The organism is Nonomuraea sp. NPDC048892 (assembly GCF_040649735.1).
In the GTDB taxonomy this organism is placed as follows: Bacteria; Actinomycetota; Actinomycetes; order Streptosporangiales; family Streptosporangiaceae; genus Nonomuraea; species Nonomuraea maheshkhaliensis.
The window spans coordinates 1-14,054 of record NZ_JBEZFZ010000014.1 but is presented as its reverse complement, the minus strand read 5'-3'; the positions used below and the strand labels follow the sequence as shown (position 1 = coordinate 14,054).

The 14,054-nt window shown below is 70.0% G+C and carries 15 protein-coding genes and 1 tRNA gene; 3 read left to right on the top strand and 13 right to left on the bottom strand.

The features are described 5' to 3' along the window. Nucleotides 1-54: 54 nt before the first annotated feature. The 3 genes from AB0C28_RS35445 (at nucleotide 55) to AB0C28_RS35435 (ending at nucleotide 3,757) form a co-directional block, all read left to right on the top strand. Nucleotides 55-1,038, top strand: coding sequence for an SGNH/GDSL hydrolase family protein (locus AB0C28_RS35445; RefSeq protein ID WP_346108804.1), 984 nt, complete (start codon nucleotides 55-57; stop codon nucleotides 1,036-1,038). 84 nt (nucleotides 1,039-1,122) lie between these two features. After that, a complete protein-coding gene (locus AB0C28_RS35440) occupies nucleotides 1,123-2,466 on the top strand; it encodes a PQQ-binding-like beta-propeller repeat protein (protein WP_357855112.1) in 1,344 nt (447 codons plus the stop codon). A 73-nt stretch (nucleotides 2,467-2,539) separates the two neighbouring features. Next, nucleotides 2,540-3,757, top strand: a complete 1,218-nt coding sequence (locus AB0C28_RS35435) for an acetyl-CoA C-acetyltransferase (RefSeq protein WP_357855115.1) — start codon at nucleotides 2,540-2,542, stop codon at nucleotides 3,755-3,757. Nucleotides 3,758-3,866: 109 nt separating this feature from the next. Here AB0C28_RS35435 and AB0C28_RS35430 read toward each other — a convergent pair whose 3' ends face one another. The 13 genes from AB0C28_RS35430 to AB0C28_RS35370 all read right to left on the bottom strand — a co-directional run bounded on the left by AB0C28_RS35430 (nucleotide 3,867) and on the right by AB0C28_RS35370 (nucleotide 13,896). Beyond that, complete coding sequence (locus AB0C28_RS35430) at nucleotides 3,867-4,274, bottom strand: PPOX class F420-dependent oxidoreductase (RefSeq protein WP_357855117.1); 408 nt, start codon at nucleotides 4,272-4,274, stop codon at nucleotides 3,867-3,869. 53 nt (nucleotides 4,275-4,327) lie between these two features. Further along, nucleotides 4,328-4,561: a DUF4287 domain-containing protein gene (locus tag AB0C28_RS35425; protein ID WP_106240529.1), complete on the bottom strand. Its 234-nt coding sequence runs from the start codon at nucleotides 4,559-4,561 to the stop codon at nucleotides 4,328-4,330. Nucleotides 4,562-4,728: 167 nt separating this feature from the next. Next, nucleotides 4,729-5,523, bottom strand: a complete 795-nt coding sequence (locus AB0C28_RS35420; RefSeq protein WP_357855121.1) for a Bax inhibitor-1/YccA family protein — start codon at nucleotides 5,521-5,523, stop codon at nucleotides 4,729-4,731. Between the two features lie 645 nt (nucleotides 5,524-6,168). Next, nucleotides 6,169-6,241, bottom strand: a tRNA-Leu gene (locus tag AB0C28_RS35415). A gap of 49 nt (nucleotides 6,242-6,290) precedes the next feature. After that, nucleotides 6,291-6,785: a peptide deformylase gene (locus AB0C28_RS35410; protein ID WP_358080180.1), complete on the bottom strand. Its 495-nt coding sequence runs from the start codon at nucleotides 6,783-6,785 to the stop codon at nucleotides 6,291-6,293. A gap of 26 nt (nucleotides 6,786-6,811) precedes the next feature. Then, a complete protein-coding gene (locus AB0C28_RS35405; RefSeq protein WP_346108813.1) occupies nucleotides 6,812-7,324 on the bottom strand; it encodes an ACT domain-containing protein in 513 nt (170 codons plus the stop codon). A gap of 78 nt (nucleotides 7,325-7,402) precedes the next feature. Continuing rightward, the gene (locus tag AB0C28_RS35400; protein ID WP_357855128.1) at nucleotides 7,403-8,719 is read right to left on the bottom strand and encodes an NAD(P)/FAD-dependent oxidoreductase; all 1,317 of its coding nucleotides are present in this window, start codon (nucleotides 8,717-8,719) and stop codon (nucleotides 7,403-7,405) included. 96 nt (nucleotides 8,720-8,815) lie between these two features. Then, nucleotides 8,816-9,610, bottom strand: a complete 795-nt coding sequence (locus AB0C28_RS35395; RefSeq protein WP_357855131.1) for a uracil-DNA glycosylase — start codon at nucleotides 9,608-9,610, stop codon at nucleotides 8,816-8,818. 18 nt (nucleotides 9,611-9,628) lie between these two features. Next, on the bottom strand, nucleotides 9,629-10,579 hold the full coding sequence (locus AB0C28_RS35390) for a hypothetical protein (RefSeq protein ID WP_358080091.1): 951 nt from the start codon (nucleotides 10,577-10,579) through the stop codon (nucleotides 9,629-9,631). After that, nucleotides 10,576-10,902 carry a PadR family transcriptional regulator gene (locus AB0C28_RS35385; protein WP_346108819.1) on the bottom strand — a complete coding sequence of 109 codons (327 nt, stop codon included), beginning with the start codon at nucleotides 10,900-10,902 and terminating at the stop codon, nucleotides 10,576-10,578. The genes AB0C28_RS35390 and AB0C28_RS35385 overlap by 4 nt, the downstream gene beginning before the upstream one ends. Nucleotides 10,903-11,102: 200 nt before the next feature. Then, nucleotides 11,103-12,296 (bottom strand): hypothetical protein, encoded by a 1,194-nt coding sequence (locus AB0C28_RS35380; protein ID WP_358080090.1) that lies wholly within the window; start codon nucleotides 12,294-12,296, stop codon nucleotides 11,103-11,105. Nucleotides 12,297-12,469: 173 nt separating this feature from the next. Next, nucleotides 12,470-13,417 carry a Ppx/GppA phosphatase family protein gene (locus AB0C28_RS35375; RefSeq protein WP_357855140.1) on the bottom strand — a complete coding sequence of 316 codons (948 nt, stop codon included), beginning with the start codon at nucleotides 13,415-13,417 and terminating at the stop codon, nucleotides 12,470-12,472. Continuing rightward, complete coding sequence (locus AB0C28_RS35370) at nucleotides 13,408-13,896, bottom strand: DUF501 domain-containing protein (protein ID WP_357855143.1); 489 nt, start codon at nucleotides 13,894-13,896, stop codon at nucleotides 13,408-13,410. Before AB0C28_RS35370 ends, AB0C28_RS35375 begins: the two co-directional genes overlap by 10 nt. Nucleotides 13,897-14,054: the final 158 nt, after the last annotated feature.

Sequence of the window (14,054 nt, the reverse complement as noted above, 5' to 3'; positions counted from 1 at the left end):
CGGCTACTTTTCAAGCAAACGCTACCGCCGAGTTCGACCGGGGAGGGCACGTACGTGGTCTGGCCAGCTGGCATGGCGCGCGCGGCGCGGAAGATCGCAACAGCGGCGGCACTCGGCGGAGGCGGCCTCACGGCTCTCGGAGCCACGGCGTACGGGCTGCTGATCGCCGAAGGGCTGCTCGCCCGCAAGGCCATCGGCCGACCCCACGGGCTGGACGGCCCCGTCGCCGACGGCCTGTACGGGGCGTTTCCCGGCGAACCACTCAAAATGGCCATGCTCGGCGACTCCACCTCCGTGGGCCTGGGCATGACCGACCCCGCCAAGACCCCTGGAGTCCTGCTCGCCAACGGCCTGGCCGCGGTCGCCGAGCGTCCGGTGCGCCTGGTGGTCGCGGGCAAGTCCGGCGCGCCCTCGGCCGAGCTGGCCGAGCAGGTGGACGTGGCGCTGGCGATGGAGCCCGACCTGGCGGTGATCTTCGTGGGCGCGAACGACATCATCACGCAGACGCCGCCCGCGACCGCCGTACGACATCTGTCCAAGGCCGTGCGGCGGCTCAGGGACGCGGGGGTCGAGGTGGTCGTGGGCACGTGCCCAGACCTCGGCACCGTGCGGCCCATCGCGCAGCCGCTGCGCTGGGTGACGCGGCGCTGGAGCCGGCAGCTCGCGGCGGCTCAGACGGTGGCGGTGGTGGACGCCGGCGGCCGTACGGTGGCGTTCGCCGACGTCCTGGGCCCGGAGTTCGCGACAAATCCGACAGAAATGTTCGGACCCGATCGTTTCCATCCAAGTGACCGAGGTTACGCGCAGGCCGCTTACGCGGTGCTACCGTCAGTGTGCGCTGCGTTGGGACTGTGGCCTGAGCCGCGCCCCGCACGCGGCGAAGCACTGCAACCGATCTATCTCGCGGCGGCTACGGCCGCGGAGGAGCCCGGCACCGAGGTCACCGCGACCAGGGTCGACGGGCGGGCGACGGGCCTGCACGGGAAGTGGGCCACGTTGTTCCGCCGTCGGCTCGGCGAGCCAGTCAACGACGCCTGAACGGCTCGGCGGGACCACGCCCCCAGCCGGTCACCCTTCGCGTCGAAGCCGTCACTCCTCGTCCCACTTTGGAGTGGATTGCCCGTGCTCCGGCCCCACTGGAAACCGTCCCTCGCCCTCGCCGGAACCCTCGCCGTGACGGCCTGCTCCGGCAGCGACGCGGCCACCACGAAGTTCACGACCTGGGAGAACGGCCAGGTCAACGCCGTCAGCCGGATGGCCGTGGGCGGCGGGGTGGTCGCCACGACCTCGATGAAGCCCGGCGGAGCCCTCGAAACCGTCGCCATCGGCCTGCGTGACGGCAGGCGCCTGTGGGCCCACCCCGCCACCATGGCCGGCCGCCTGCCCGGCATGGGGGTCTCCACGCCCGCGATCGTGGAGACGAGCGGCGGCGACAGCGTGATCGTCGCGCTCGACCCGGGCAGGAAGGGCCGCTGGAACGCCACCCTCGTCGCCCGTGACGCCCTGTCGGGCGCGCAGAAGTGGTCCAGGCCCGTGCACTCGACGTTCGGGCCGCAGCGGTGCGGGCCCTACGTGTGCCTGTCCGAGCACACCGCCCTGGCCAAGGCCCGCATGGTGGTGCTCGACCCGGCGACCGGCAAGCAACTGTGGAAGCTGCCGGGGATCTCCGAGGTCGAGTGGTCCGACGAGAGCCGGGTGCTGCTGCTGCGGCTGGCCACCAACCCCATGGTGGAGTCGTACGAACTCAAGACCGGCAAGCTGCAGTGGCAGCAGCCGATCGAGCAGGCGCTCGGCCCCGGCATCGACCTGTCGGGCGGCTGGGCCTTCGGCTCGACCGGCGACGACCTGGTCGGCTACGTGGCCCCGTACACGAACCCGCGGACCAAGAAGCTGTCCGCCTTCGGGCTCTTCTCCGTGAAGATCGCCGACGGGACGATCAACTGGATGCGGCCCTCCGTCGTCCGCGTCTATCCCAGCGGCAACCCCGGCGCCGCCCCCGTCGTGCGCCCGGTGGACCGCCAGGGCGGCTACGGCGGCTTCGCCCGGCTCGACTCGGCCTCCGGCCGGGTGCTCGGCCAGATCACCGCCGCCGACGTGCCCGGCTCCGGCTGGTGGCTGGCCTTCCCCGACGGGATGGACCGGCTCGGCTTCCTCAAGCACGGCGCCAAGGGCACGGCGTTCGACATCGCCTCCGGCCGGCCTGTGCCGGTGGAGGAGGAGCGCGGCTGGTCCTTCTGCGTCACCGACCCCAAGCCGCTGCCGCTGCGCGGTCAGGCGCCCGGCTTCTACGCCACCGCCGCCGTCTGCGAGTACGACCTGGCCACCGGGCAGCGGATCTCCCCCGCCACGGCCCCGCCGCCCTGGTTCACGGGCAGCCAGGACGGCTGGCGGCTGTGGCGCGACGAGAAGGGCGCCGTGCACGCGGTCAATGACCACACAGCGACGGCGCCGGGTATGTACGGATAAGCGATGGGCCGGGCGGGCCTCGCGTGGTGAACTGGAATATAGTTCTACAATTAGCGCCGACAGAGGAGGGGCCATGCCCGAGGCAGTCATCGTCGCAACCGCGCGTTCCCCGATCGGACGAGCCTTCAAGGGTTCGCTGAAGGAGATCAGGCCCGACGACCTGACCGTGCAGATGATCCAGGCGGCGCTGGCCAAGGTGCCCCAGCTCGACCCGTCCCAGATCGAGGACATCATGCTGGGATGCGGCCTGCCGGGAGGCGAGCAGGGCTTCAACATGGCCCGGGTGGTGGCGGTGATGCTGGGGCTGGACAACGTGCCCGGCACCACCGTGACCCGTTACTGCTCCTCCTCGCTGCAGACCACCAGGATGGCCTTCCACGCGATCAAGGCGGGCGAGGGCGACGTGTTCGTCTCGGCCGGGGTCGAGACCGTGTCCAGGTTCGCCAAGGGCAACTCCGACTCCCTGCCCGACACGCACAACCCCGCCTTCCTCGACGCGGGCGGCCGGACGAAGGCGTTCGCCGAGGGCGGCCGCACCTGGCACGACCCGCGCGAGGACGACGCCGTTCCGGACGTCTACATCGCCATGGGGCAGACGGCCGAGAACCTCGCCCAGCTCAAGGGCGTCTCCCGCCAGGAGCAGGACGAGTTCGGCGTACGGTCGCAAAACCTGGCCGAGAAGGCGCTGGCCGACGGGTTCTGGCAGAAGGACATCACCCCGGCGACCCTGCCCGACGGCACCGTGGTGAGCAAGGACGACGGGCCCAGGGCGGGCACGACGTACGAGAAGGTCGCCTCCCTCGCGCCCGTCTTCCGTCCCGACGGCACCGTCACGGCGGGCAACTGCTGCGCGCTCAACGACGGGGCCGCGGCCGTCGTCATCATGAGCGACGTCAAGGCGGCCGAGCTGGGCATCACGCCGCTGGCCAGGATCGTCTCCACCGGCGTCACCGGGCTGTCGCCCGAGATCATGGGGCTGGGGCCGGTCGAGGCGTCGAAGATGGCGCTGTCCAGGGCCGGCATGGCGATCGACGACATCGACCTGGTGGAGATCAACGAGGCGTTCGCCGCCCAGGTGATCCCCTCCTACCGAGAGCTCGGCATCGACCTCGACCGGCTCAACGTCAACGGCGGGGCCATCGCGGTCGGGCACCCGTTCGGGATGACCGGCGCCCGGATCACCTCGACGCTGATCAACAGCCTGCAGCACCACGACAAGAGCATCGGCCTGGAGACGATGTGCGTGGGCGGCGGCCAGGGCATGGCGATGGTGATCGAGCGCCTGAGCTGACGCCAGGCGCGCGCGATCGAGGTCTGAGCGTCTGAGCGGACGCGCGGCGAGCGGCCGGGTCGCGGAAACGCGACCCGGCCGTCAGCCGTTGAGGGCCAGCCGTTGAGGGTCAGCCGTGGCGGTCGGGGCCGGCGTGGACCGGCGTGACGCGCATGATGACGCGGCGGTCGCTGACCATGGCGGCGCGGTAGTCGTCCCAGTCGGGATGCTCGCCGGAGATGTCGCGGTAGTACGTGACCAGCGGCTCCATCGCCTCCGGCAACGAGACGATCTCGGCGGTGCCGTCGACCTGGATCCAGTCGCCGAAGAAGCCGTCGGTGAAGACGCACAGCGACACCTGGGGGTCGCGGCGGGCGTTGCGCACCTTGGCCGCGGTCTCCCTGGTGCTGATGACGATGTGACCGTCCTGCACCCCTGCCGTGACCGGCGACATCTGCGGACGCCCATCGCGATGCCGGGTCAGCAGGACCGCTCGGTGGTTGTCGCGAAGAAAGCCGAGGGCCTTGTCGATGTCCATGCCCTCATGATGACGCGCCCGCGCTTGCGGCACGGGCGCGGGGGCGGTTGGGCTTAGATGAAGCCCATGCGGTTACGGCGGTGCCGCTCGTGCTCGTGGACGATGGCGGCGGCGTAGCCGTGGGTCAGCCCGTGCTCGTCGGCGAGCCAGTTGGCCCGCTCGTCACACCTCAGGAAGGACGGGCCGTTGTCGATGGCTTGGAACCACTCGGGGAGTTCGCGTCCCGTGATCGTTGGGACCCTTGCTATCAGCTTCGTCTGCGTCTCCATTGAGTGGTTCAAGGACATGGGCACCTCCGCGGATTAAGGTCCTTTGCTTGACACTGCAACACGGACGTGCGAATGGCAACCCCTGAGCCGGGCATCATTTCGTGACCATGGGTAGATCTTCGATCGCACAGCGAAAGGAGCCCCGCCTTGACGGCGAGGCCCCTGACGACCGTAAGTGGTGACGGTCAGTCGCTACTGCTGAAGTAGCTGATGAACCGGAGCACCTCCAGGTAGATCCACACCAGGCTCAGCGTCAGCCCGAACGCGCACTGCCAGGCGAACTTCTCGGGAGCGCCCTGCTTGACGCCCTGCTCGATCGAGTCGAAGTCGAGCAGGAGGAAGAAGCAGCCGATCAGGATCATCACGACGCTGAAGATCCAGCCGATCGGGCTGTCGGTACGCAGACCGAGACCGCCCTCGACGAAGAAGCCGACGAGCAGGTTGACCAGGATCAGCCCGAGCGCGGCGATGGCGGCGGCGACCGTGAACTTCACCAGTTTGGGAGTGACCCTGACGATGCGCAGCGAGTAGACGGTCAGCACCGCGCCGAAGGCGAACGCCGTGCCGAGGACCGCCTGCATCACGATGCCGCTGATCATCCCCTCGAAGACGGCGCTGATCTTGCCGAGGAAGACGCCCTCGAACACGGCGTAGCCCAGGATGAGCGCCGGGTTGGTGCTCCCCGTGAACGAGACGATCAGCCCGAGGATCAGCGCGACGACCGCCGCGCCGATGGCGATCATCGGGGGCACGTTGAGAATCCAGGCCGCGGCGGCGGCCACGACGAGGGTGCCGAGGGTCATGAACCCACGGACCACGACGTCGTCGAGCGTCATGGTTCGGAACGCCGGCCGTGCCGGGGGTGCGTACGACGGGGAGTCGTACATGTTCTGCAACTGCTCGGGGGACGGACTGGGGCCGCCCCAGCCCGTCGCGGCCTGCTGCCGCGACCTGCTGAATACGGGGTTCTTGCTCTCCATCGCTGCCTCCTGTGACGCCGAGCCTACGATGCGCGGCGGCACCTTGGTCAACTAGACGCTCAGATCGATGTTCATTCGGGACTTCGGCTGGGATCACAACGAACCGCCTCACCGCGAAGTTCCCCGCCCCCGCCTCCGGGGAAACCCGCCGGGAGCGCGCCGGGCGCGCGATGACCGGCCGGGGCCGGACCGGGCGGCGACGTGCGGGAGATCGGGCGGGAGATCGGGTCGAGATCGGCGGTGGCGGGGCCGGGATGGCGGCCGCGATCGGGCCGGTGTCCACTAACGCCGTTATCCCGAACCGAAAAGGGCCGGTCGTAAAGCGTAGTCAACCATTCACGGAAAGAAACTCCGGCAGGTCGGGAGAAAGCAGAAACCGGACACGTTGTCAATATCGTCGTGCGTACGAAAACCGCTCGGCCGGGTAAACACGCGCCTACATCAACAGCCAGTGAGCGAGACCTTACCCACCCGTCCGACAGGGCCCTCAGCCCCGGCGGCACCGGCCCTCCACCAGCAGTGACCGCCCGGTGACAGGACAGCTCCATAACAACTCGATATCGACCGAGAAGGGCCGGCCGGGGCCCGTCCGTCGATCGCGGTAAACCTCCAGGTCAGAGACCCGAGGACAATGAAGATGGCAAGTGCCCCCGGCGGGATTCGAACCCGCACGTCAACCCTTTTAAGGGGTTTGCCTCTGCCATTGGGCTACGGGGGCGCCGCAATCATACGAAACGGACCATGCTTCCGAGGAGCACAACTTCGCATCAGGCGCCACAAGTGTGAAGTCTGCGGTGAAGTGATAGCGCTCCAGGGACTCTGTCCAAGAAGAGTAGACCGTCTAGATGGTCCAGTTGGTGCTGAATGCAACGAGCTTCGAACGCGTCCGCTTCGATGGTGACTGCCTCGCCGCTGCCTGGCAAATGCCCATGTACGGTGATACGCGTCGCACGGCGCACGTCGGCCGTGAGCCCCTCGACGGACGCGCACCCCTCCCTGCCCTCGTCCCAGTGGGCCGCGCGCGAGAGCCGTGGATTGGCCACCACGAGCTCCCCGGCCCAGGACCGGCTTCTAGGGTGGCGACCGGCGTCAAAGGCGATCAGGCGCAGGCTCAGGCCGATCTGGGGGGCGGCCAGCCCCGTCGTCCCCCGCTCAGCGCGCAGGGTGGCCAGGAGGTCCTCCGCGGCGGACACGACCGCGGGGTCGGTCGGGTCCACCGGTTCCGCCACGGCGGACAGGAGGGGGTGCGGGGCGCCGAGCACCTCACGCACCGTTCCTCCTGTCCCTGTCACAGGAGATCCGGTTCTACGGGTCTGAAGGTGATGTCGGAGTCGAGGCTCGCCCCCGTGGCCGCCAGCCGGCGCATGAGCGCCGCCACGTCCACGTCCTTGGGCAGCTCGACGTCGGCGATGAGCACGTACAGGCGTCCGCTGAGCCTGGTGCTCATGCCCGTGATGTTGCCCCTGTCCTCGGCGAGCACCGCGCTGATGGCGGAGACGATGCCCGGCCGGTCGGGGCCGTGCACGGTCAGCACGTAGGCCAGCCCGCCGCCCTCGTCGCAGAAGTGACGGCGGGCCTCCACCGCCGAGGCGCTGATCACCAGGTCGGGCACCTTCAGACGTTTCAGCAGCTCGGCGGAGTCGAGCTCGCCCGACACCAGCAGCATCATCGCGATGTGGCCGCCGAGCAGCGTCATGGTCGAGTCCCGGATGTTCGCCCCGCAGTCAGCGAGAGAACCTGTAACGGCGGCGATCACGCCCGGCCGGTCGACACCGAGCACGGTGACCGCTGAAAGACTCACCCGTGGTACCCCTTCCGCTTGCGCCAGGGGTGCCGAAAACGCCCCGGCGATGATCGCCGGGGCGCTGCCGTACCTGGGCTAGCGGCGAGTCGTCGCCACCGCGGCCCTGAAGCCCTCGCGCGGGTGCTCCATCTCACCCAGTGAGATCGTCTCTCGCTTGAAGAACAGGGCCAGGGTCCAATCGACGACGACCCGGACCTTGCGGTTCAGCGTCGGCACCCGCGACAGATGGTAGGTCCGGTGCATGAACCACGCAGGGAATCCGCGAAGCTTGACGCCATAGACATTGGCCACGCCCTGATGCAGGCCCAGACCGGCCACCGATCCGACGTACTTGTGGCGGTATTCGACCAGTTCCTGCCCGCGAAGGTGACGGACGACGTTGTCGGCCAGCACCTTGGCCTGGCGGACCGCGTGCTGGGCGTTGGGGGCGCAATACTGGCCGGGGTTCGTCACGTCCGGCACGCCGGCGGCGTCGCCCGCGGTGAAGGCGTCCGGCGTGCCCGCCACGGTGAGCATGGCGGTGGCCTTGATCCGGCCGCGCTCGTCGAGCGGCAGGTCGCTGTCGTTGACCACGGGGCTGGGCTTGACTCCGGCGGTCCACACCAGCGTCTCCGCGTCGAACTCCGAGCCGTCCGACAGCACCACACGACCGCCCTCGCAGGACTCCAGGCGGGTGCGCAGCTTGACGTCGATGCCGCGCTCGCGCAGCTGCTCCAGGGTCCACTTGCCCATCTCGGGGCCGACCTCGGGCAGCACCCGGTCGGTGGCCTCGACGAGCACCCAGCGGATGTCGGCGGGCGTGATGTTGCGGTAGTAGCGGGTCGAGTCCTTGGCCATGTCCTCAAGCTCGGCCAGCGCCTCCACGCCGGCGAACCCGGCCCCGACCACCACGAACGTCAGCGCCCTGCGCCTGACCTCGGGGTCGGTGGTCGACTCGGCCACGTCGAGCAGGTGCAGCACGCGGTTGCGCAGCGCGATGGCCTCGCCCACGGTCTTGAAGCCGATGCCGATGTCGGTGAGCCCGGGGATGGGCAGCGTGCGGGAGATCGAGCCGGCGGCCATCACGATCACGTCGTAGGCCACCTGGCGCGGCTCGCCCTCGGCCGGCTGGAAGGTGACCGTGCGCTCCGCGTGGTCGACCTTGGTGACCGTTCCGTTGAGGATGTGCACCTTCGGCAGGATGCGCCGCAGCGGCGCCACCATGTGGCGCGGCGACAGGTTGCCCGCGGCGGCCTCGGGGAGGAACGGCTGGTAGGTCATGTAGGACTGGGGGTCGATGACGGTGATGCGGGCTTCTCCGCCGCGCAGCTCGCGGTGGAGTTTGCGCTGCAGCCGCAGCGCCGTGTAGAGGCCGACGTATCCGCCGCCGACGATCAAAATGTGCTTGTTCATCCTGAGGCCCCATCCCTCGTGGGAGTGCTTGTGAAAGCATTCACAAGCATATGTCAGGGCCTCTCGGCGAATCCAATCCGGGCGTGGTGGGACGCGTCACACAGCCAGTGACCTGGCCCTTTCGAAGACGTCGTCCAGCATCTGGGCGGTGACGCGGCCGGTGAAGGTGTTCTGCTGGCTCGGGTGGTAGCAGCCGAGCAGGGTGACGGGGCTCCCGGCGTGCCGGATCTCGTGCTCCACCCCGTGGCCGAACGGCGGGCGGGCGCGCGGCAGCTCGTAACCCGCGGCCTTGAGCGCCGGCCACATGGCCTGCCAGGCGTACCCGCCGAGCGCCACGATCACCCGTACGTGCGGCGCGACCAGCTCGACCTCCCTGGCCATCCAGGGGAGGCAGGCGGCCTTCTCCTCCGGCGCCGGCTTGTTCGCCGGCGGCGCGCAGCGCACGGAGGCCAGCACGCGCGTGCCGATGAGGCGCTGCCCGTCGCCCGCGTATGTGCTGGTCTCCCGCGCGGCCAGGCCGGTGCGGTGGAGTGAGGCGAACAGCCAGTCGCCGCTCCTGTCGCCGGTGAAGATGCGCCCCGTCCTGTTGCCCCCGTGGGCGGCCGGCGCCAGGCCGACCAGCAGGATCCGCGGCCGCTCGTCGCCCCATCCGGGAACGGGACGGCCCCAGTACGTCTCGTCCGCGAACGCGCGCCGCTTGACCCGCGCGACCTCCTCGCGCCACTCCACCAGACGGGGACACGCCCGGCAGACCGACTGCGCGGCCGTGAGCTCGGCGAGGGTGCCGCACCCTGCGGCGATGCGGCGCACGTCCGCCGGGCCGAGCGCCACGGGGGTGTCGGCGGTCGCGGGGTCGTCGGGCCAGCCGGTTCCGGGAGGTACGAAGCTCATGGCACCGATGGTGCCCGATCAGTCGCCCTGAGCAGGCGCGGGGGTCGCGGTGACCGTGGTCCCCTCCGATGGACGCGCCGACGGGACGGCCGACGGGCCACCTGACGGGGCGGCCGACGGGCACACCGAGGGCTTGGGCGTCTCCATCTCCGCGCCCACCTCCGCCTTCATGGCCGCGTCACCGGAGATCAGCGGCAGCGGGTAGCGGTTGAGCACCGGGTCGCCGCACGACCTGTCCACCTGGTAGCCGTAGTCCTCAGGCGTGGTCGTGAACGGCCTGCCGTCCTGGTCGTAGAGGTAGACGTCGGTCAGCGGGGTGCCGTCCTTGGCGTACGGCCGCAGGTTGTAGACCCCGTCGGAGGAGGCCTGCCGCACGTAGACGCGCCCAATCGAGGTGACGGCCTCCGGGCTGGGCACGGGCGTCGTGAGACCTCCGGCCTCCACCATGCCCGCGAACAACGCCAGCGCGGCCACCGCGTTCGCGGCCACGGCGACCAGCACCACCGGCCGGCTCCTGGCCCGCCGCCCGAACCAGACCGAGGCGAAGACCCCCGCGAGCACGACGGCCCAGTCGCTCGGGGTCATCGGGACCAGGCGTACCTGCGCCGCCATGGACACGACGACCATGGCCAGCAGGTAGCCGCGCAGCACCCACCAGCCGGGCCGCAGCTCCGGCAGGAAGGCCGTGAAGCCGCTGTAGGCCGCGGAGACCCGGAGACGGGCTCCGACCCTGCGTCCCCACTCGCGCGCGGCCGTACGGCGGTTTCCGTCGCTCTCAGGGCGCTCCCCGTAGGCGGCCGCCAGCTCGTCGGCGTAGACCCCGGGCGGGCCCAGCCGCTCCTCCAGCGGCAGGTCCGACTCCGCCGCGATCTCGCCCAGGTGGTCGTCGAGGTCTTCGAGCAGTTCGTGCCGCTCGGGATGATCCGCCAGGGCCTCACGTACGGCCTGCGCGTACTGTTCGGGGGTCATTCTCGTTCCTCCTTGAGCAGGGTCGCCATCGTGGCCGAGAAGGAGGCCCAGGTCTTGGCCGAGGTGGCGTACATCTGCCTGCCGACGTCGTTGAGCCCGTAGTACTTGCGGTGCGGCCCCTCGTCGGAGGCCACCACGTATGAGGTCAGGGCGCCCGCCTTGAACAGGCGGCGCAGCGTGCCGTAGACCGAGGCGTCGCCCACCTCGTCGAGCCCGGCCTCCCTGAGCCGGCGCACGACGTCGTAGCCGTAGCCGTCACGTTCTTTGAGCACGGCCAGCACGGCCAGGTCGAGCACGCCTTTGAGCAGTTGGCTGCTGTCCACGCGAAGCACACTACTGTGCAAAGCGCGGTAGTGGCAACCAGAAAACCGGGTGGCGCCCGAGGGTGCCACCCGGTTCGTCGTGCTGGAGGCGCCGTCCCACTCGCCTACGGCGCCCCAGTGTCGGATCCGGCGTCGGATCCGGCGTCAGATCCGGTATCAGATCCGACGTCAGACCAGGTGTCAGATCCCGTGTCAGATCCCTACGACGCCGCGGGAGCCGTCGGCTCCGGAGTCTTCGTCGGCGTCGGGGTCGGCGTCGGCGCCGGGGCCGAGGCCTCGCACGCGCTGTAGGACTTGACGACGTGGTCGCGGTTGTTCGGGCCGCTGATCGACAGCGTCACCGTGCCGCCCTTGCGGGCGTCGCCGCTCAGCGGGGAGGAGAAGCCGGAGATCGACTTCGACCCGCCGTTACGACCGAAGTAGGTGTCGCCGCTGGTCACCACGCTGCCGTTCAGCTTCCACACGTAGCCGACCCGGCCGGCGCCGGTCGAGGTGACGACCGCGGAGGCGTTGACCGCGCAGTTGAGGCTGACCACGGTGGCACTGGCGGAGACCTTGGTCACCGGCCTGGGGATCTCGGGAGCCGAGTCCTTGCACCAGACCTTGTAGTAGGCCCGGTTGGAGTAGGCGCCGTCGCGACCCAGGACCTGCAGCTGGGCATAACCCTCGCCGCTGTGGCGCGGGGAGATGCCGAAGCCGACCCGGCGCGAGTCGCGGACCCTGATCTTGCCGTAGTCGACCACGTCACCGTTGAGCACCCAGCGGTAACGCACCCAGGTCGGGCGGCTGGTCTCGATGCGGCCGACGAAGTCGATCTTGTCGCCGGGGGTGCAGGGGCCGACGTACCTGCTCGGGCTCGCCCACGCGGTGGCCTCGACCGTCCGGTCGAGGTGCGTGCGCACCTTGTCGTCGTCCCGCGGCTGCTCGCACGAGACGGAGAAGCGGCCCTTCTTCGAGGTGAACTTCTTCGGACCGAGGACCTGTACGGCCTCCCAGCCCTTCACGTCCTCCTTGAAGGTGATGGACTGCTTGACCGTCACCGTCTTGGTGCCCTTGCCCGTGAGCCGGACCACCTTGACCTTGCTCTTGGACCCGTCACCGTGCAGCCAGCGGTAGGCCAGCACGGTCTTGCCCTTGACCGGCACCCTGATCTTGGCCGAGAAGTCGACCTTGACCGGGCAGGAGCCGTCGTGAGCACGGGGCGAGGCCTTCGGCGTGGAGACCGAGGCCCTTGACTTGGACGCGGGCTTGGCCGCCGCCTTGCCGGCGGCCGAGGCCGTGGCGGCGGTGGCGGCCTGGGCCGGACTCGCGACGAGCCCCGCGGCCAAGCCGGCCAGCATCGCGGCCGAAGCGCCGAACGCGGCGGCCTTACGTGCTAACCCGACAGACATCATGTGAGAGTGCTCCATTCCTTTGGGGGAAGAGACGCGCTCGGGAACGGTCGTCACGCCGGCGCCTTCCGCGCACAGCGATATGACAAAGCCCCCGTAATGCCCCTTTACTGAAGCACAATACTGATCACACTCTCAACAGTGACTGTGAATAAGAAATGTCCGGATTTCTTCAGCTATGTCGCTAGAGACCAGGCGATTCCATCCAAGATGTCGTGTTCACTGACGACGACCTGCGAAAACGCGAAACGACGGACGATTCGGTCAAGAATGAGCGCTCCGGCACCAATCACGTCCACCCTTCCCGGATGCATCACCGGGATCTCCGCGCGCTCACCATGGGTCATCGCGAGCAGCCGCCGCGTCACCTCGTGCACCTGCTCCGCCGAAACGCGCGAGTGGTGGATGCGCTCGGAGTCGTACACCGGCAGCCCGAGCGCGATGCCCGCCACCGTCGTCACCGAGCCGGCCAGGCCCACGAGCGTGTGCGCCTGCCTGACCGGCACCTGCGCCTCCACCCGGTCGAGCGCGGCCTCGATGTCGGCCACCACGGCCTCCAGGGCCGGCGCGGCGGGCGGGTCGCCGGCGTCGCGCAGGTGACGCTCGGTCAGGCGGACGCAGCCGATGTCCACCGACAGCGCCGACTCGGCGTGGCCGGAGCCGACCACGAACTCCGTGGAGCCGCCGCCGATGTCCACCACGAGGTAGGGAGGCAGCGGGCCCTGCGGCACCTCGGTCTCGGGCGACAGGCGCAGCAGCCCTCTCGTCGCTCCCGTGAACGACAGCTCGGCCTCCTCCGACCCCGTCACCACCTCGGGCTCCACCCCGAAGATCTTCCGTACGCCGTCGACGAACTCCTGCCGGTTGGCCGCGTCGCGCGTCGCGCTCGTCGCCACCACGCGCGTGGCGGTGGCGCCGTGGCGCCGGATCAGCTCCTGGTAGCCGCGCATGGCCGCGAACGTGCGCTCCAGCGCCTCGGGCGCCAGCCGGCCGGTCCTGTCCACGCCCTGGCCCAGGCGGACGATCTCCATCAGCCGCTCGACGTCGCCCAGCTCGCCGTCGCCGACGTCGGCGATGAGCAGGCGTACGGAGTTGGTGCCGCAGTCGACGGCGGCTACACGCATGGTCCGTCACTCCACCAGTCGGGGAGTGCGTCCAGCGCCTCCCTGCCGAACGGGTTGGCCCCGGGCACCGCCAGCTCGTGCGCCACCAGCGCGTGCAGGCACTTGACCCGCTCCGGCATCCCGCCCGTGCTCTGCATGTCGCGGGGAAGCGGGGCCAGGCCCTCCGCCTCGGCCGCCTGGTCGCGCCTGGCCACGTAGTCGTCGTGCGCCGCCCGGTAGGCCTCGGCCAGCTCGGGCTCGGTGGCCAGCCTGGCCTGCATCTCGCGCATCAGGCCTGAGCCCTCCAGCGTGCCGATGGCCGAGGCGGCCTTGGGGCAGGTCAGGTAGTAGAGGGTCGGGAAGGGCGAGCCGTCGGGCAGCCGCGGCGCGGTCTCCACCACGTCGGGGTTGCCGCACGGGCAGCGGTGCGCGACCTCGCGCAGCCCTCTCGGCGGGCGCCCGAGCTGCTTCTCGACGACCTCGACGTCCTTACTGTCCAACGCGTTCCTTCCGTGTCGCGGGCTCGCCCGGCGGGCTCGTAAAGCGGCCGCCCCGCCGGGGGGGGCCGCCGGGGCGCTCCGGCGGGCGCACCCGAACGGCGTGTTGGTGGGGTGTCCGAATGCGCGCGCGCTGGGGGGGGCAGTGGGTTGTTTTGTGG